The 17,191-nt window shown below is 37.8% G+C and carries 16 protein-coding genes; 4 read left to right on the forward strand and 12 right to left on the reverse strand.

Features of this window, described 5'->3' with window-relative positions; translation table 11 throughout:
• Positions 1 to 3 precede the first annotated feature (3 nt).
• Positions 4 to 660, forward strand: coding sequence for a 3-oxoacid CoA-transferase subunit B (locus tag BWD47_RS05455; RefSeq protein ID WP_065979908.1), 657 nt, complete (start codon positions 4 to 6; stop codon positions 658 to 660).
• Positions 661 to 1,048: 388 nt separating this feature from the next.
• On the forward strand, positions 1,049 to 1,927 hold the full coding sequence (locus tag BWD47_RS05460) for a LysR family transcriptional regulator (protein ID WP_036968484.1): 879 nt from the start codon (positions 1,049 to 1,051) through the stop codon (positions 1,925 to 1,927).
• Between the two features lie 64 nt (positions 1,928 to 1,991).
• On the opposite strand, the gene BWD47_RS05465 is transcribed toward BWD47_RS05460, so the two are convergent.
• The 4 genes from BWD47_RS05465 to BWD47_RS05480 form a co-directional block, all read right to left on the reverse strand.
• On the reverse strand, positions 1,992 to 5,459 hold the full coding sequence (locus tag BWD47_RS05465; protein ID WP_075593585.1) for an ATP-binding protein: 3,468 nt from the start codon (positions 5,457 to 5,459) through the stop codon (positions 1,992 to 1,994).
• Positions 5,460 to 5,469: 10 nt separating this feature from the next.
• Positions 5,470 to 7,752 carry an ATP-binding protein gene (locus BWD47_RS05470; protein WP_083422845.1) on the reverse strand — a complete coding sequence of 761 codons (2,283 nt, stop codon included), beginning with the start codon at positions 7,750 to 7,752 and terminating at the stop codon, positions 5,470 to 5,472.
• Positions 7,753 to 7,761: 9 nt separating this feature from the next.
• Positions 7,762 to 9,030, reverse strand: coding sequence for a PotD/PotF family extracellular solute-binding protein (locus tag BWD47_RS05475; protein ID WP_075593586.1), 1,269 nt, complete (start codon positions 9,028 to 9,030; stop codon positions 7,762 to 7,764).
• Positions 9,031 to 9,101: 71 nt separating this feature from the next.
• Positions 9,102 to 10,025 (reverse strand): diguanylate cyclase, encoded by a 924-nt coding sequence (locus BWD47_RS05480; protein WP_075593587.1) that lies wholly within the window; start codon positions 10,023 to 10,025, stop codon positions 9,102 to 9,104.
• Between the two features lie 868 nt (positions 10,026 to 10,893).
• Between BWD47_RS05480 and BWD47_RS05490 the strand changes: the two genes are divergently transcribed.
• Positions 10,894 to 11,313: a hypothetical protein gene (locus tag BWD47_RS05490; RefSeq protein WP_036968496.1), complete on the forward strand. Its 420-nt coding sequence runs from the start codon at positions 10,894 to 10,896 to the stop codon at positions 11,311 to 11,313.
• Positions 11,314 to 11,704: 391 nt separating this feature from the next.
• Here the strand turns inward: BWD47_RS05490 and BWD47_RS05495 are convergent, their stop codons facing one another.
• From BWD47_RS05495 to BWD47_RS05530, 8 genes are all read right to left on the reverse strand, one after another.
• On the reverse strand, positions 11,705 to 12,010 hold the full coding sequence (locus BWD47_RS05495) for a hypothetical protein (protein ID WP_075593589.1): 306 nt from the start codon (positions 12,008 to 12,010) through the stop codon (positions 11,705 to 11,707).
• Positions 12,011 to 12,139: 129 nt separating this feature from the next.
• Positions 12,140 to 12,541, reverse strand: coding sequence for a hypothetical protein (locus tag BWD47_RS05500; protein ID WP_075593590.1), 402 nt, complete (start codon positions 12,539 to 12,541; stop codon positions 12,140 to 12,142).
• Positions 12,542 to 12,647: 106 nt separating this feature from the next.
• On the reverse strand, positions 12,648 to 13,073 hold the full coding sequence (locus BWD47_RS05505; protein ID WP_075593591.1) for a hypothetical protein: 426 nt from the start codon (positions 13,071 to 13,073) through the stop codon (positions 12,648 to 12,650).
• Positions 13,074 to 13,182: 109 nt separating this feature from the next.
• Positions 13,183 to 14,031 (reverse strand): DUF4062 domain-containing protein, encoded by an 849-nt coding sequence (locus tag BWD47_RS05510; RefSeq protein WP_075593592.1) that lies wholly within the window; start codon positions 14,029 to 14,031, stop codon positions 13,183 to 13,185.
• A gap of 117 nt (positions 14,032 to 14,148) precedes the next feature.
• Positions 14,149 to 14,598: a hypothetical protein gene (locus tag BWD47_RS05515; RefSeq protein ID WP_075593593.1), complete on the reverse strand. Its 450-nt coding sequence runs from the start codon at positions 14,596 to 14,598 to the stop codon at positions 14,149 to 14,151.
• Between the two features lie 478 nt (positions 14,599 to 15,076).
• Positions 15,077 to 15,466 (reverse strand): hypothetical protein, encoded by a 390-nt coding sequence (locus BWD47_RS05520; RefSeq protein WP_075593594.1) that lies wholly within the window; start codon positions 15,464 to 15,466, stop codon positions 15,077 to 15,079.
• Between the two features lie 62 nt (positions 15,467 to 15,528).
• Entirely contained in the window at positions 15,529 to 15,825 is a 297-nt protein-coding gene (locus BWD47_RS05525; RefSeq protein WP_075593595.1) for a hypothetical protein, read from the reverse strand.
• A gap of 107 nt (positions 15,826 to 15,932) precedes the next feature.
• On the reverse strand, positions 15,933 to 16,292 hold the full coding sequence (locus BWD47_RS05530; RefSeq protein ID WP_256719223.1) for a hypothetical protein: 360 nt from the start codon (positions 16,290 to 16,292) through the stop codon (positions 15,933 to 15,935).
• A gap of 423 nt (positions 16,293 to 16,715) precedes the next feature.
• Here BWD47_RS05530 and BWD47_RS05535 point away from each other — a divergent pair, with 423 nt between their 5' ends.
• Positions 16,716 to 17,135, forward strand: coding sequence for a hypothetical protein (locus BWD47_RS05535; protein WP_036968511.1), 420 nt, complete (start codon positions 16,716 to 16,718; stop codon positions 17,133 to 17,135).
• Positions 17,136 to 17,191 lie beyond the last annotated feature (56 nt).

The raw sequence follows: 17,191 nt of genomic DNA on the forward strand, positions 1-17,191 counted from the left end.
AAAATGGCATTATCACGTGAACAAGTAGCTATGCGCGTTGCACAAGAGCTACAAGACGGTTATTACGTTAATTTAGGGATTGGTATCCCTACCCTTGTCGCTAACTATGTACCCGATGGCATAGAAGTCATGCTGCAATCTGAAAATGGTCTGCTAGGAATGGGTGCGTACCCATCTAAAGACCAAGTTGATGCAGATATGATCAACGCGGGTAAAGAAACCGTGACAGCAGCAACAGGTGCAGCAATATTTAATAGTGCAGATAGTTTTGCCATGATACGGGGTGGTCATGTAGACTTAACAGTATTAGGTGCATTTGAAGTTGACCAGAACGGAAACATCGCATCGTGGATGATCCCAAAAAAGCTGATTAAAGGCATGGGTGGCGCGATGGACCTTGTTGCTGGCGCGAAGAATATTATTGTTACGATGACGCATGCAAGTAAGCATGGCGACTCTAAGTTATTAGAAAGTTGCACTTTACCGTTAACTGGGGTTAACTGTGTAAAGAAAATCGTAACTGATTTAGCCGTACTCGAAGTCAAAGACGGCGCTTTTCATCTACTAGAGCGCGCACCAGGCGTATCAGTAGATGAAATCATAAGCAAAACGGCAGGAAAATTGCTTATTGAAGGTGATGTCCCTGAAATGGTTTTCTAACCACTGACATCCCAATGTACCGACCTCATTCCCAGTGCCAATGGCGCTGAGTTACCCAAAATCCCTCGCAAGAGGGATTTTTTTTATCTTTTATATCCCCCTCACTGCACCAATTTGTCACACAATTAGTATAAAATGCCCTAAACTTGTGAGTAACACGTAAGGAGCACTTTACTTGTTACCAATAAATAAAAACTGCTACACTCGCCTTTTTTGCTTTTTGAGGCGAAAAACTAGATTAAACAAGCAATTAACGCTTAATTTTTAGGCGTTATCGCAAAAGTTAGCTATATTCACCCTTTAGTCTGTAAGTTTTTAAATATTGGGATAATAATTGCTTAGCTCTTAACTTCATAAAACGCGCTATTGAGAATTACTGAAATTAACTATGCAAACACCTATTCGTGGCCTACGCTCATTTTGTTTCGCTGCTCGCACACTGAGCTTTAAAGATGCAGCAAACCAACTTTATCTTACGCCATCAGCCGTAAGCCATCAGATCAAGCAATTAGAAGAGCAATTGGGGATTGAGCTATTCGAACGTCAAACTCGCTCTATTCGTTTAACCGCTGCGGGTAAGAACTTTTATGATTCAGTGTCACCTCTGATTAAAGCTCTCGAAAAAACCATTAATGAATTTAGTCAGTTACAAGAAAATATCACTATAAGCATTACCCTGCCTGAGTTTTTTGCCAGTGAATTATTAATGCCAAAGTTGAGTGAGTGGACCGCCGATCATCCAAACACTAACTTACAGCTAAACACCTTAAAAACGCGCAAGGAACTGACCAAGCAAAGTGACTTATCAATTGTATTATCGTCATCTAAGCCACACGAAGGGGTTGTACACGAATTATTTTCGTTGTCGTATACACCGGCATGTAATAAAGAAAACTGGCAAGCATGGCACGAAAACCCTTTTCAAGCCCTTAATGAAGTGCCCCTAATACTGCATAAAGCACGTCCTTGGGCATGGCACCAATGGGCAGAACATGCAGGTATTGAAGACTTCGCACCTAAACAAATTATTCAGGTTGATAGTATGTTCGGGGTTGCGCGTGCTGCACAGCAAGGGATGGGAATTGCACTTATTCCTTTACCAATTAGTCAAACCTGGTTTGAAGAGCAATGGCTATTTAATTTTACTGATATGCCATTAAAAACCAAAGATAAATACTATTTAGTCCAGCACGAACCGAGTGAGACTAACGCACAGCTAGAGTTATTTATAAAGTGGATGATTGATACGTTTAAGCATTTAAAATAATCACTTATCTGGATGCCTGTGCATAACACAGGCATCATTCACACGGGCTCTGTCGTGAGTAATTTCATCTTTCTAGCGATTCTAACCACCCTTTTATCTCAGCCATTAGTTGTGGCAACAGGCGCTCTAGTTTTTGAAGTGTGTCTTTGATTTCGAGGTTTTGCTCGCGTGCTTTTAACTCAATTTCTTCACATAATTTTCTGAGCTTATCGGCACTCAGCTCACCACACATCCCTTTTAAAGCATGCGCAGTTTGATGTACTTCCGCATGATTTTGCACTGCAAACTGATCTTTTAAATCAGTGAGTTTTTTCGGCGCGTTGATCATAAATATTTGGCATATTCTTTTTAGTAAAGCCTCTTTATTAAGTAACCGTACAAGCGCTTCTTGACGATTCCATAATGACTGCGCTTCATCTACTGTGCTAACGTGTGCTTCTGTTTGCTGTTCATGATCCGATAAAATCCATTTCACAGCTTTTGATAGCACATCATCGGCTTTAATTGGTTTGCTAAGATAATCATTCATACCGACTGATAAACATTTTTCTTTTTCGCCCATCATCGCACTCGCAGTCATGGCAATCACAGGTACATTAATAAAAGCGCCACCAGCCTCACCTGAACGTATTTTTTCAGACACTTGATAGCCATTTAAAGTTGGCATCTGACAATCGAGTAGTACACAGTTTACAGGCGCTCCGCTTGCTTCGCTCTGCAATAAATGTTCAATGGCTTCTTGGCCATTGTTGGCCGTGAGTATTTCAATGGGTAGCTCGTCAAGTGCCCCTTTCGCTACTTCTAAGTTAATTTTATTGTCATCGACAATAAGTACCTTACTGCCTTTAATTTGTGATAAACGCTCATTTGAAATTGCGAACTCGCCAGCACTGTTGTCATGTAATAACGTGTGTGTTTCGTTATCACGCAGCTCAACCCCTGCAATGCGTAATAGGGCTGTTTGTGTAAGGGGTTTACTTATTTTACTCACTTTGCCCGCTTTGCTTTTTGGTATTGAAGTATCAGACTGATGCAATAAGACAACGTGAGTGCTGCTATGTGTTTCATGCAGGTGATCTAAGCTCGTATTATTATTGGTTTCTTCGTCGTCTATGATGGCAAAATCAATGTTCTCATCATCGTGTAGGTCTAATTCACTAAGCGATGAAACGCTTACGTGCCCGCCATATAAAACAACCAATTTTTCAATTATTTCTATAATATGTGCATTTTGACTACACACTAAAACATGTTTAGAAGAAAAACATGCCTGCTCTTGCTTTAAGTTTCTTTCACTCGCGCGTGCCTTAATATAAAAGCTAAATGTACTGCCTTGATTTAAAGTTGAATCTAAGTAAATTTCTCCACCCATTGCATGACATAACTGCTTACAGATCGATATTCCTAATCCCGTCCCCCCAAATTTCTCGGTAATTGCACTACTCGCTTGTTGGAAAGCACCAAACAGTCGTTTTTGCGAAAGAGGATCAATGCCAATTCCTGTATCTTGTACACTAACCCTTAATTTATATTCATTATTTGCAACATGCTCCGTACTCACTTTAATTTTAATAAACCCTTTTTCAGTAAACTTAATGGCATTACTAATCAGGTTATTAATAATTTGAGTTAGTCTAAGGGGGTCTACTTCTAGCTTATCGCATGTAAGTTCTGTGGTGTCTAAGTACACATCAACCCCTTTATCGAAGGCTCTGACAGCACACGAGCTCACCAAACTTTCAATCAGTAGCAGCGGGTTTATCAACTGAATATTTAAGTCGAGTTTTCCTGCCTCTATTTTCGACAAATCAAGAATATCGTTAATTAATAAGTTTAAGCTTGATGCGCTCAACTCCATCATATCAACAAGCTTGCGTGACTTATCTGTTAGCGCTTCTCGTTTCAAAATATTTAGCGTGCCAATGACACCATTTAATGATGTTCGCAGTTCATGGCTCACATTCGAAATAAATGCACTTTTAACCTCGCTGTGTTTAATTGCTTCGTCTTTTGCTTCTGCAAGTGCGTGTGTACGTTTACGCACTTTGGCTTCAAGCTCAGAGTTAAGACGTTTAACTTTAATTTCAGCCTGTTTTTCTTTACTAATGTCTCTAATTATTAAAGCCAAACCACTTAGGTTACTGTGCTCAGAAAAAACAGGACTCACTGAAATAGCGTAATGCGCGATATATTCACCTTGCACGAATGAGCACTCGTCCTTTATTTGAGCTCTAGAACTCTGTATTTTTTTTACATATTCATCGATTGGTAAATTAGATAGAAATTCAATTTCCTTACTCGATTTCCCTACTGCCGCTTTACTTGAAATGAGCAATAATCGCTCTGCAGTATGGTTTAAACTGGTCAGATACCCTTTTAAGTTAAGGGCAATAATTGCATCGATAGAACCATCGACAATTGCTGATGCTTCTTGTCTGGTTTCTGCGAGTAATTGGCTTCTAATCGCATTACGATAAAATGTAATTAAAAGAATTGATGTGAAAACAATCACTGCAAATAACAGACTGTAGGTGATCAAGCGTTTTTCATTGATCAAATTATCCACATATTCTTTAGGTGCAAGTAGGTTAAAATTTACAAAACCATATTTATTACCTGATCTGGTATACAACTTTTCTGAACGTACATAGAACTGTTCTTCGGTATTCGCTTTTGACTTTATTAAATAGATACCGTTGTACTTTATGTTTTCGGTGTAAACAGCCTGCCAATTTACACTGGGATTTAAATCTCTAGAAAATTGATAGCTTTCAAGTGGATGAATAATAAAATCTCCATCAGAGCCACTAATAATAAGTTGTGAGGTATCAAACACTGTTTCTTTAAGGTTATTAAGTAATGTACTGGCATTAACATTCATAATTAAAAAAGCAAAACGCTTACCGTTCTCACTGTATATTGGTATCGAAAACCGAATCATCGGTTTAAAAGGAAATTCAATTTCACCAAACTCACGATTTAAAGACAGTGGTGACATATACACTTGCTTTGGTTCAAGCAACGTACTGGGCAAGAAATAAGGCTCGCCACTTTTAGATTGTAATGAATAATCCGCAGAGGCTTCTACAGATGCGCCAACACGCTGAACACGAATAAGTTCGTTACCTTCAGCAGTCACCGCAATAACACGTAACTGTTCAACGGCAAGGTTATTTTCCATATAACCAATAAAAATAGTTTCTAATCGCTCTTTCCATTGCTGATAACTAGTGCCATCGTATGGGTCTATTCCATTGTTAAAATGGGCTCTTGGTAAGCCTGAAATTGGCGGTGTTGAATACAAAAACCGTAAATCTGATTTATATTCTGACAGTGTCGTTGTTACAATTTCTTTTAGCCTTTGATTCGTTTCGACGAACTCTTGGTCTATCGAGTCTAAAACATCTTCTTTTACTTGCCCTTCAAAAAAGCTAACGGCGATTGCTATAAAAATAACAAATACTATCGACACTAAAGCAAAGTATGGGTTCAATGAGGCTGCTTTTTTATTTTCTTTTAGTAAAATATTCACTCAGCTCCCCTTACCGTTCATCAGCTGCTTTTGTGCACCATTTCAACAAAATAGCTTTAACGCACTCATAATTAATTGGTTTTGCAATAAAGTCATTCATCCCGGCATCAATACAGCGTTGTTTGTCGGCACTTAATACATTGGCAGTTAAAGCAATGATGGGAGTGTTTTTATAGGAAGGCATCTCTCTGATCCTTAATGTCGCTTGCGGCCCATCTAAGACAGGCATTTGCATATCCATAAGAATGAGATCAAACGCCCGTGTTTCACACTGAAGAATAGCTTGCTCGCCATTATCGGCAATATTGATAGAGCTGATATTAAACTCACTCAACATCGCTTCAATAACGATTTGATTGATTTCGTTATCTTCGACAATCAGCACATTCAGCCAAGAGAAATCAATTGCTTGCTCATGGGGTTCTTGCATGTGCTGTTGTTCACTATAAACAGACTCATTCGTTCGGATAACATTGAGATCAAAATGAAAGTCTGAGCCAACACCATACTCACTTTCAACGTGCAATGAAGTCCCCATTAATTTTAATAGCTTACTAGAAATGGCTAAACCGAGTCCTGTACCACCAAACCGTCGTGTAATTGAGGCATCTGCTTGTGAAAAGGCCTCAAACAAGCTATTAAGCTGTTCCTTCGCTATGCCAATTCCGGTATCTGAAACGTGGAATGTAATGCTAAATTCATCATTCGATAGCTGATGAATACTCACATTTAACGATACACTGCCTCTTTCTGTAAATTTAATTGCATTGCCAATTAAATTAATAAGCACTTGTTTAAGGCGTGTTTCATCTCCCAAAAATATAAAATTGGGGTCCTCAGGCAACACTGAAATAAACAGTTCGACTTGTTTATTATTAGCTTGCGCTTTAAATAAATGTGTTAGCTCATCGAGTAATAAGTTTAATGCTATTGGCTGTTCTTCCAGTTCAATTTTTGAGGCTTCGATTTTACTTAAATCTAAAATATCATTGATAATTACTAATAAGCTCGCACCTGAAGAGTGTATGATGGCCAACATTTTTTCTTGTTCTGCATTTAATGGTGTACGACTCAATTGACGTGCCATACCCAAAATACCGTTCATAGGCGTTCGTATTTCGTGGCTCATATTCGCCAAAAATTCTGACTTAACTTTAGTGGTATGTTCGGCGGTTTGTTTGGCATCTGATAAATCTTTACTTAAAATTCTGAAGCTATCTGCCGCTTTTGCAAGTACACCTATTTCATCTTTTCTATGTAAGTCATAAATTGGTGCTGATAAATCGCCATTAAGAAAGTGTTTAAAGCTCACCGTAAGGCGTTTAATAGACTTAGAGATCTGCAAATGGAAAAAAGCAGACAAGGCAATAATGTAAATTAACACTCCCCACGCGAGTAGCTTTAAAATACGTTCTGTTTTAGAAACTGTTTTTTCTGCTTCTTCCTTGATACGGCTTAACCTTGTTAATGATTGCTCTCTTAGTTCATTTGCTAAAGTACTAAATTCAATTGCGTCACCGGCCATTACAACATTGACTAAACTTAAATAATTGCGATTTGCTTGAATACTCCTCGCAAATGCCTGACTATAAGTATCTGCCATTTTTGAAAGTTGGTTAATTTCAGAGCGGTATTCACTTTTTTGAATATGCACAGAGGCATTTAATTTCGTCGAAATCATTCGTAAAGCATCGTTAACTGACGCTCTTTTTGCATAATCTTTTTTGGTTAAAAACAAATACGCATCTCGATGCAACGAATGCCACAGATTGAGATACTCAGAAATAAATAACTTTTCTTCAACAGTGGTTACTTTTCGCATTAAGTTATCAAGGTGTGTCGTTGCATCAGCGTAAATTCGGGGTAATTCTTTTTCTGTCAATGTTGCTCTTATTTCGTAGCGCTTGGTCAAGACCTGTAAATTCTCGCCGTACCTCTTTACTAGTTCAGACATGGCGTTGAGGTAAATTTGACTCTCATTCTCTTCATTTTTAAGCTCAACATCGCTTAGACGTGTTTTGATACTTTGAAAATTTTCGACGATTTTTTCAAACACAGCACTGCTTCCACTCCCGCCATACACAGAGATATCGCGTTGCATTTCGACTATGTCTTTATTGATCCTAAGAATACTTACAGCGTAATTACTGATTCGGCTTATATCGTTAAAAGCAACCTCTATTGTATTTAGGCGTTTATTCATAACGTAGTAACTGGCGCTCATAGCAAGTAAAATTAGCATCAACGCTAATAACATTTTTGCAGCAACAGAGCGTGAGAAAATATTCGACAAGGCAGTTCCTTAAGAATTAAGCAGTTCAAACCACTTATCTAAACTGTAATCATAATTTGGCATGACGGTATTCCAAACCGCGATATTAGAAAAGCGCTTAATGTAGCTGCCTCCATCCCTTACCTGCCCAGCTTGAACAGAGATTTTTCCATCAGTGCCTGTTAAGTCTGTCACCGCTTCTTTACCTTGATACCAGTAATTCCACTCTGGTATAGACATAAGAGGCTGACTTCGTTCTGGGTTAGAAATGTAATAGCCCTGACGCGCTATAAATGCACCGGGATAGCCTGACAACCACCAGTTCATGTAATCGTACGCTGCATCTTTTACATGCCCTTGCGTATTGGCCGATAAACACATAACCCCATGCCAAGCACGATAACCTTCTTTGGGTGAAGCATACACAACAGGGATACCTTGTCCTCTGCATGCACTTACTCCCGGTGAAAACATACTTTGAATAGTCACACGGTTAGTTTTCATAAAGTCTATCGACTGTGGAACCGATGTCCAAAATCCAGCGAAGTGACCCTGCCTTTTTTTCTCGAGCAAAATTTTAAACAGCTGATCAATTTCTGTAATACTCATATTTCCTAAGTCATTGAAACTCATCAGCCCTTGGGCCTGAACAGCAAGTGCGGCGTCAAAAATACCTATGGTGGGCGCATTAACTAATCCTACTTTCCCTTTATTTTTTTCGTCGAGCAACCATGCCCACGATTCGGTTTCATAGGGAATACCTTGCTCAATAAATTGCGTGTTATAGCCAAAGGAATCAACATTGTGAACATACGGCATATAACTGATTTTTTTGCTAGGCGTCGTACCGAGACGACCATCAGGCTGAACATACAAAAGCTTATTGGGTGAATCCCCCGCCCCTATTTTTGCTTCAGGTATTACACGCCCGGTTTTAGTTAGTGGATTAATTTCGTTCCAATAAATAAGCCTATCAATATCTAATGGTTGGATAGCCCGAGCTTGCCACAAAATATTAATTGAATCAGACCACTGTTCGTACAAATCAAAAGAACTTGGATTCGCTGCCGCCTTTTGTAAAACTGCAGCACTGCCCATTGGAGTAAATTCGATATTAATGCCAAGCTCACGCATTGCTCGTTGACGTAACTCTTCTTGCAAGGTGACATGTGTGCCCATCACTCTCAAAGTGACAGTGTTTTTTGCAAAAACATACGGTGCTTTAAATGCCAGTGTTGAAGCAGCGACTCCCACACCCATTTTTTTTAGAAAACATCGACGGTCTTTTAAGTTAGCCATACATATTCACCTAGTAAATAAGCAACTATGAGTATAGATGAAATTTTTAACGTTAAAATCTGATTATTTCATCAGTCAATTGCATGTAATTTAAAGCAATTTCTACCCGCATTTTTTGCTTCATATAATGCTTCGTCAGCTAATGAGACAAGTTCATCAAACTGTTTCATCTCTTGGTGAGAATACACAACTCCCCCGATACTGACTGACACCCTATTTAAAGAAGATTCTTCGTGACGAATATTTTCGCTCGCTAGTTCATGATTAATTCGCTCGCAGACTTGCTTTACTCCATCAAAATCTGTGTAAGGTAAGAGCACAAGGAACTCTTCTCCTCCATATCGTACAACCGTATCTTGCGGGCGTTTAACTGAACGATTTAATACCTCAGCAATCTTTTTAATACATACGTCGCCTTGTGGATGGCCATAATGGTCGTTATAACGCTTGAAATGATCGATATCTAACATCAGTAGGCTAAAAGCTCTTTTATCACGTATAGCTTGTTTAAAAACATTAGAGACTTCTAAGTCTAGGTAATGGCGATTAAATAAACCTGTTAGAGAGTCTTTGTATGTCAATTCAACCAACTTTTCGAGGCGAAGTTTATTCTCAATATGATTCTTCGTGCGGTGTATTAATGTTGAAGCAGTGATGGGTTTTCCAATGAAATCTGTTGCTCCGGCTTCCCAACAGGCATTTTGTGAATCGGTATCGTAGGTCGATGTAATAAAGACAATAGGTACATTTTCAAAGGCAGGATCGTCTTTTATTTGCCTACATACATTTAACCCATTGATATCAGGTAAATTCACATCTAACAAAATTAAATCAGCAGTGTTTTCTTTACAGTATTCTAAGACACTATTTCCAGCGCTAAATGGTAAAACAGTAAAGTGCTCTTCTAATATTGTTTCAAGTGTAAGTCTGATCATTTCATCATCATCAACTACGAGTATTTTACATTCTGACAATGGTTTTAGAGTTAAAGGCATATAAATTCTTCATCTTTATTATTGTTTAGTTTCGCTTTGCAGCAGCTCTTTAAGGCATAATCGCTTACTAACTTACCTTGTAACTTTTGAAAACATACTATTCATGAGAAGGTCACTTTAGTATGTTATTAATTCTGCAACTAACTGTTAGTTCAATAAGTTTTAACAGTAATTATAGTCAAAGCCCTATTTAATGCTTAACTATTTTTCATTATTTGTAGTATAAAAGAATGATGGCTATTTATTGCATGCGCCATGCACTTAAGCATAAGGTCATTACAATGAATGGATAGCTAATCCTGTCATGAAGTGGGTTTATCATATCGTTTTTGTTTTTTACGTTGTTCGTGCTTTGCTTTAGCCACATTTTCAAATACAGGGGGAGGAATATGAAATAGCGAAAGAAGTGGGAATATGGCCATAAATAAATATGCCCCTTTTGGCATCTTTTTAGCCCAGAGTACCAGCTTAAAGAGCAGATTAAACAATATATTTAAACAATACAGTTCTGCCACACAGTTTACTAATAACAACCCGTGCTATCGTGATTAAATCCATTTACCTTTGTATCAATAACCTTTAAAATAGAAATGAGGAAAATGCTACTTTTTTAAACGTATTTAATTATTAAACATAAAAAGCGAAGACTGCAATTTTCCGATACTACCCTCTCCTGATACAGCTTAAGCCTTGCAGCAACACTATTCTTAGCATGAGAGCCTCAGTTTTTAAGCCTTTTATTCGACTAAAGTCTATAGGTTAAATTTATTCACCTATTGGGTGTTTTTTTATCGTTTGTTCGATTTTCCTCTCTAAACTAAAGTTGGATTGTCGGTAATAAATGCCGACTCTAACAGAGGAAAAAATTATGTTTAGTACACTTATGAAACGCGTTGCACTTAGCTCTTTATTAACTTGCTCAGCGATGGCAGTGGCTGATCAGGGTGACTACAAATTAATGGTGATTGACCAATCTACAACACTTGCAGAACAAAGCAATCAATACGAATTAGCATTTAATCAGTGCGCATTGAGCGTTAAAGAAAAAGACTTTGCGGCAGCCGAAGCACTCTGCTCTAAAGCAATTAACTTGCTAACGACAAGTAAAGTCCCTGGTCATAAACGTCGTGAATTAACATCATTTGCTTTAAGTAATCGTGGCGTTGCACGTATTATGTCTGAAAACGAGACAGCCGCATTATCTGATTTCTATGAAGCCGTGCAGATTTCAAGTAACGATTTGGTAGAGCACAACTTAACTCGCGCCAAACAGAACTTAGCATTATAAGTTCATCCGCATTATTTCATGAAACCCAGCTTAGGCTGGGTTTTGTCGTTTTGGAGTATCTAAATTTAAGCACTTATAATTGAAAACTTAAATTTTAATAAGTCTTTACGTAATCCATCAGACTATCCGGTAAGATTATTAGCGCTTAAGTAAGACAATCTGTTACGAGCTGCAAACCGTTAAAGCAGAAATCAACCTTTTCGCCGTTTTAGAATTAAAACAGACACGAACGTAAGTCATTGTTGGACAATTGTGAGTTAGAATCGACATTCAGTGCTATGCTATGCTATGGTCAGGCATAGGTAACGCCCTACTAATGTGCAAAAAATTGTTGGCTAAAATGTTAGGAACGAAAACAGCAAACTGTTTTTTGTTCTTATTAATTAACTTGTTATACGTTTTTTAACTGGTTTAGAATTGTATTACATGCACTGATCACATCTGCTCTGTAGAACTCTATAGTTTCAGCTAACTCTTTATCTGATTTAGCGAGGAACTCAGGAGAACAATTGGCTCGTACGTGCTTCAAAGGTAAATGATCAGTATCAGACTCAATTACACCAAATACGTGAAACTCAGTATCCCAACATTGCTCATATTTATTATTGCCAATTCGCCAGAGCCCTATGACATTATCTAAATAATCCTCATCACTCTCTAGTAATTTTGTAGCAAGTTTTATTGCATCATCAGACATTTAATTAACACCAAACTCTAGAAACGTATAACGCCTCAAACACCGGCTTGGTGAAGTTGACGGCTTTTTTTGGGAACGAAAAAGGTGACAGATTTACCAAGTCCGAGTGCTTTGACTTGTTAAACATTGCTACCACCATTTTGCAAAACTCTCTATGTGCTCAATATGCTGGATCACCAATTCACGATCAAAATCACTCTTGAACTCCATATAGCCAGATCCGATTTCACTATGTATTCGGTGAACTGACAATTGAATTTCTTCCTTAGTGAATGAAAGTACTATTTCTCGGTCCATATCATAGAATTCGGCTTTACCGGCTTCTCCGGTTTTCAACCGTTCTAGCTGCACCAGAAACTCGTCAAAAACGGAGCACTCAAACAAAATATCCTTGGCAGAATATGAAAATATTCCTCTGGGCATTTCAAGTTTCAGCTCCACCTCGCAGCCAATTGATGGCAAGCGATCTTCGCTTTCATTGATCTTTATTCCAAACCAAAACGGGTTGGGTAGTTCGATATCGTAGCTCATAATATTTGATGCTAAACGCCAGATTATGGGGCGGAAAATGCTTGGCTAAAATTAGCGACGAAAGAGCACAAGCCAAGCTTTTTGCGTCCCATCCATAAACCGTTTGTTATGTGTTGCTTGCACTTACTAGCAGAAATTCACTAATTTCATTACGTAACTCAAGGTTACTGCACCTACGAGCATTTTCATCAGCCTTATTTGCCCATGATATTGCTTCACATTTATTACCTGTTTCCAAGAAGCGCTCAGCAATGGCAAGTTGTGAAGAAGCAACATATTCACTTAAATTTAAGTTTGTTGCGACCTCTATTGCAATTAAATAGATATTTAAAGCTTGCTTGTTATTTCGGGTGTAATCGGCAAGAGCTTCCCATTGAAGGGGATGATCCTTGCTTGTTCCCTTATGCATTTCACATAATTCATTTAGTTTTTGATAAGCATGCCAATAATTTTGAGTTAACTCAGCACTGGAAGAATTAACCAATTCACACGCTAAATCTAAAACTGAATTATAAATCGATTGATCAACCATAAAAACACATAAACCGCCCGGTTATGGGGCGAGTATTAGCTTGCTAAACTGGTGAGGAACGAACCCGTGCAAGCTGTTACGAGTCCCTTCCATAAACCGCTTGTTATATTTACAATTCGATCATGTCCGCGATTTGATAACCAAGATTGGTAATTCTAAATACTTCACCTTTATGACCACGATCTTCAATTAAATATTCATTCTCTAGTTCTTGGATAGCTGATTTCCAGCGAGCTACCTCTCTAGGCTCTTGTGATGAAATCAAATTTTTCCCATTTGTTTGAACGTCATCACCACCAATATAACTTAGCGACATAATTGTGCCACCGCTATCGAGGCTAGCTTCTTTAAGTAATATACGAGCTTCGTTTGATAGTTTTGGAATTGAAGTATTTGATTCTACAATTTCGCTTTGAGTTGAGAATGAATCACTTACCTCAAATTGAAATAAAGAGTGTTCATTAACTTTAAGTTGAAGGTGACGATAAAATTTTTCTTTAAAATCAGAATGACTATCATAACCTTCATATAAGCCACGAGATTGACAAGATTTTTTAAACTTACTTAATTCTGAATATTGGTCGGGGTCAACGGTATCCATTACGACAGGCTGACTGGAAAAATAGAGCATTGCGGGCTTGTCAGCCGCGATATGTTTTTCAATTTCCTCAACAGTCCCACTAGCGTACTCAGTAGTGGCTGTTCCAATACGAGTCCAGAAAACACCGACGAGGAAATCACATTTATCTAAAATTTGATTGTTTATAATTTCCTGAGGAGATGCCCCCATTTCTGGAGATGAATGAGATTCCCATCCAACAGGTAACAAAACAATATTTCGTGACTTTGAATGAACAGCATTCCATTCATATATTACATCACGAATGATCGTTCTTTCAGATGCTACATCCCCTGGTGAAGCAATCATTACATTGAATACTTTGGCTTCGTAACTCATAACCTGAACTCTCCTTGTAAATATAACGCCGCAAATATGGGGCGTATTAAGCTTGGCTAAAATTAGCGAAGAATGAGCGTCAGCCAAGCTTAATACATCCCACGCATAATTGCCTTGTTAGGCTACCTTTCTGATAAAGAATGTTTGTTCATCTTCACTTTGGAAAACACCAATTTGGTGTGTATCTAAGTTAACAATACTTTCTAATTCTTTATTCTCAGTATCCCAAGTTACACCTTCATATTTATATGGAAACTCTGATGAATTTGGATTTTCACTGTGAATATAAATTGAGTTATCTATTGTGTCTTCTTTTATGATAGCGAAGCACTGGATTTCATTGCTTCTATGGTTAGTTAAAGTCTCTGCCTTGACTAAAAAACGAAAAGTTAATTCAATGGCTCGTTTCCTGTTTTCAGGTCTCGAATTTCCTTTGCCATCCCAATCAGGATGAGTATGCCAAAGATCAAACCAATCATTAGGGTCGATTCTTGATAAGGCATCCTCACATTGTTTTTCCATTTTTGACCAGTAGCGATCAATTCTTTTTTTATAACGCCTATCCATGATGTTTCCGTGGTAGCCTAACATTTTAGTATTTATGCAACACGCAGTTTGTGATGCATAATCGCTTGTTGGACTGAGCCGCTACCTGCTCGGTGTGTCAGAGTTGGTGTTGTTTATGCTATGGACTTACTTAGAAAAATAGGCTTTTTAGTGGCTCTCACTTTCCTAGCTAATTTAATCAGCTTAGCTGTGTTATGTAAGCTTTCCCTGCATTGCTCAGCGCTTATTATGTATTCATTAAATCTAAATTTTTCTTAATACGCAATTATATTTTTACGCATACAGAGGCTGCTACCTAACTTCTCAGTCGTTCTGTTTTGGGTAACTTCCGTAGTTCGTTCAAATTCGACTCTAGAGCATCTGCTCTGAATTGTTTTAAGACAATAATGAGTTAGAGCCAAAGGACGGTTATGTGCCACTTGCAACATAATTAACACCTGTTTGTATCTCAGCAAGCCCGAGGGCGCATAACTTTTTGTTAGCTGCCAACCCAAATATTACTTAAGTTTGCAGCATTAATAAAAAGCCCAATCGCAATAGGAGCAGTAAACAAAACCATTAAACTGTAGACAAATAATAGCTGGCCTTTACTAAGTTGGTGTAACTGCTGACTTGTAGTTTCACTTCGTAGACGTAACACGGTTGATAGTAAAATGAGAAAAAGTACAAACCACCAAAAGCCTTGATTTAATATAGGGACATTATAGGCAACAACGAAAATGCCAACGCAGCTTATAGCAGCAATGAACCATTCAGCTATCCAGCTTAATTGAAAGTATCCATCTTTAAAATACCAATATAACCTAATGCTTAAAGTAACAATTAGATATATGACTAGAACTATAAAAATATATTTGAATACTTCCATTTTCCATCAATGCCTTACGAAGGAGAGCAAACCAAGCGTTCTGAGTGCTTTTGAGTAACTTGTTATAAGCCGTATGCAACAATTAGATATATGAATAAGCTAAAAAACGATGCTAATGCTACAAACAATGAAATGCGTACCTTTTTAATATGACAGTCTAACCCTTTATGGTACATGGAAAAATTTTTAGGGTTACCAAATAACATGCCCCAATACTGATCTTGGTAACCTAAGTATTCAACCAGCTTATTTTTACGCTCATTTGTGTATTTATGCGCTGCTTCTTTGTATGCTGCCATCTGCATGTTAAACACAATAAAGGTAATCGCTACGACTCCAAACAGGATGATAAATACCATTGCTTCCCTTAGGCTTATAACGCCCACTTAAGCAGACGAAAATTGTTGATTAAAATGTGAAGCGAAGCGGAGCCTACCAACTGTTTTTGTTCCGTTTGAAGTGCATATTATACAGCCTTACGCTTATTTTTATGTAAAGAAAACATTAGTAGTGCAGCAAGTAATGTTGCAATAATATCACCAAGGTCAAAAAACATTGAAGTCCAGTATTGTTCAATTTCATATGTTAATGCACCGGCAGTAAACATTAAAACTGACTTTTTAAATGTTTTTATGTCAATCTTTGGCTTAACTATTGGAATGAGAGACAAGATTCCGAATAAATAGAAAAAGCTTGGGGAAGATCCTAAAAAGGTATCTAAAAAACTATTGATACCAAATATGTTAGATCTCGTTAGCTTCACAATAATTGCGAAAGCACCACATATAATGAAGCTAGCTATATAAAACTTTTGTTCTCGAAACAACAAACCAACTCCTTGGCAATTTAACAGGTTATAGCGAGCGAATAGCACGTTTTCTTACCACACAAGCCGCACTTCTCTCAAAGTTTATTAGTAACAAAGTTATTAACTGATTGCCACATATATTAAAAGTTGGCAGTAACCATTACCTAAACTTAATAAAAGCGAGTCTTTAGGTCGTGTTATTGATTATGTAAGCGCCCACACAATAACTGTATATAAAAACAGCATTTAGGTATTGCTCAAAAAAATAATTAAAAAGACACAGTCCCCTACTTTTCAGCCAACCACTAATTTTGAGTAATTACTCTATAGATTAAATTTCTTCATCTATCAGGTTTAATTTAATCGTTTGTTTAGCTTTGGGGAATATTTTAAAGTTCACTCGTTGGCAAGAAACACCAACTTAACCAAAGGAAATCTATCATGTTTAAAACACTTGTAACCACTATTGCACTTAGCTCTTTATTAACTTGCTCAGCGATGGCAGTAGCCAACCAAGCTGATTATAAACTGATGGTTATCGAGCAAGCTCACTCTTCAAACGACGTAAACAGCACATACGAAAATGCTTTCAACCGTTGTGCATTGAGCGTAAAAGAAAAGAATTTTTCAGAAGCTGAAAGCCTGTGTACCGAGGCAATTTCACTTCTTAGTACAAGTAAAGTACCTGGATACAAACGTCGCGAATTAACTTCGTTTGCATTAAGTAATCGTGGTGTTGCACGCATCATGTCAGAAAACGATACTGCAGCTCTTTCTGATTTTTATGAAGCAGTTCAAATTTCTAAAAACGAACTTGTAAATCATAACTTAACTCGCGCAAAGCAAAACTTAGCGTTGTAAAGTTACCCCACCAAATTGTTGTCGAAAGCCCGGTTCTTGTGTGTTCTGACCGGGCT

The organism is Pseudoalteromonas sp. PAB 2.2, from assembly GCF_001938575.1.
Taxonomy (GTDB): domain Bacteria; phylum Pseudomonadota; class Gammaproteobacteria; order Enterobacterales; family Alteromonadaceae; genus Pseudoalteromonas; species Pseudoalteromonas lipolytica.

Excerpts from the sequence above, each read along its gene's own strand:
- BWD47_RS05460 (WP_036968484.1), top strand. The coding sequence starts at position 1,049 with ATGCAAACACCTATTCGTGGCCTACGCTCATTTTGTTTCGCTGCTCGC.
- BWD47_RS05490 (WP_036968496.1), top strand. The coding sequence starts at position 10,894 with ATGTTTAGTACACTTATGAAACGCGTTGCACTTAGCTCTTTATTAACT.
- BWD47_RS05480 (WP_075593587.1), bottom strand. The coding sequence starts at position 10,025 with ATGCCTTTAACTCTAAAACCATTGTCAGAATGTAAAATACTCGTAGTT.
- BWD47_RS05495 (WP_075593589.1), bottom strand. The coding sequence starts at position 12,010 with ATGTCTGATGATGCAATAAAACTTGCTACAAAATTACTAGAGAGTGAT.
- BWD47_RS05500 (WP_075593590.1), bottom strand. The coding sequence starts at position 12,541 with ATGAGCTACGATATCGAACTACCCAACCCGTTTTGGTTTGGAATAAAG.
- BWD47_RS05505 (WP_075593591.1), bottom strand. The coding sequence starts at position 13,073 with ATGGTTGATCAATCGATTTATAATTCAGTTTTAGATTTAGCGTGTGAA.
- BWD47_RS05535 (WP_036968511.1), top strand. The coding sequence starts at position 16,716 with ATGTTTAAAACACTTGTAACCACTATTGCACTTAGCTCTTTATTAACT.
- BWD47_RS05515 (WP_075593593.1), bottom strand. The coding sequence starts at position 14,598 with ATGGATAGGCGTTATAAAAAAAGAATTGATCGCTACTGGTCAAAAATG.
- BWD47_RS05520 (WP_075593594.1), bottom strand. The coding sequence starts at position 15,466 with ATGGAAGTATTCAAATATATTTTTATAGTTCTAGTCATATATCTAATT.
- BWD47_RS05525 (WP_075593595.1), bottom strand. The coding sequence starts at position 15,825 with ATGGTATTTATCATCCTGTTTGGAGTCGTAGCGATTACCTTTATTGTG.
- BWD47_RS05475 (WP_075593586.1), bottom strand. The coding sequence starts at position 9,030 with ATGGCTAACTTAAAAGACCGTCGATGTTTTCTAAAAAAAATGGGTGTG.
- BWD47_RS05455 (WP_065979908.1), top strand. The coding sequence starts at position 4 with ATGGCATTATCACGTGAACAAGTAGCTATGCGCGTTGCACAAGAGCTA.
- BWD47_RS05510 (WP_075593592.1), bottom strand. The coding sequence starts at position 14,031 with ATGAGTTACGAAGCCAAAGTATTCAATGTAATGATTGCTTCACCAGGG.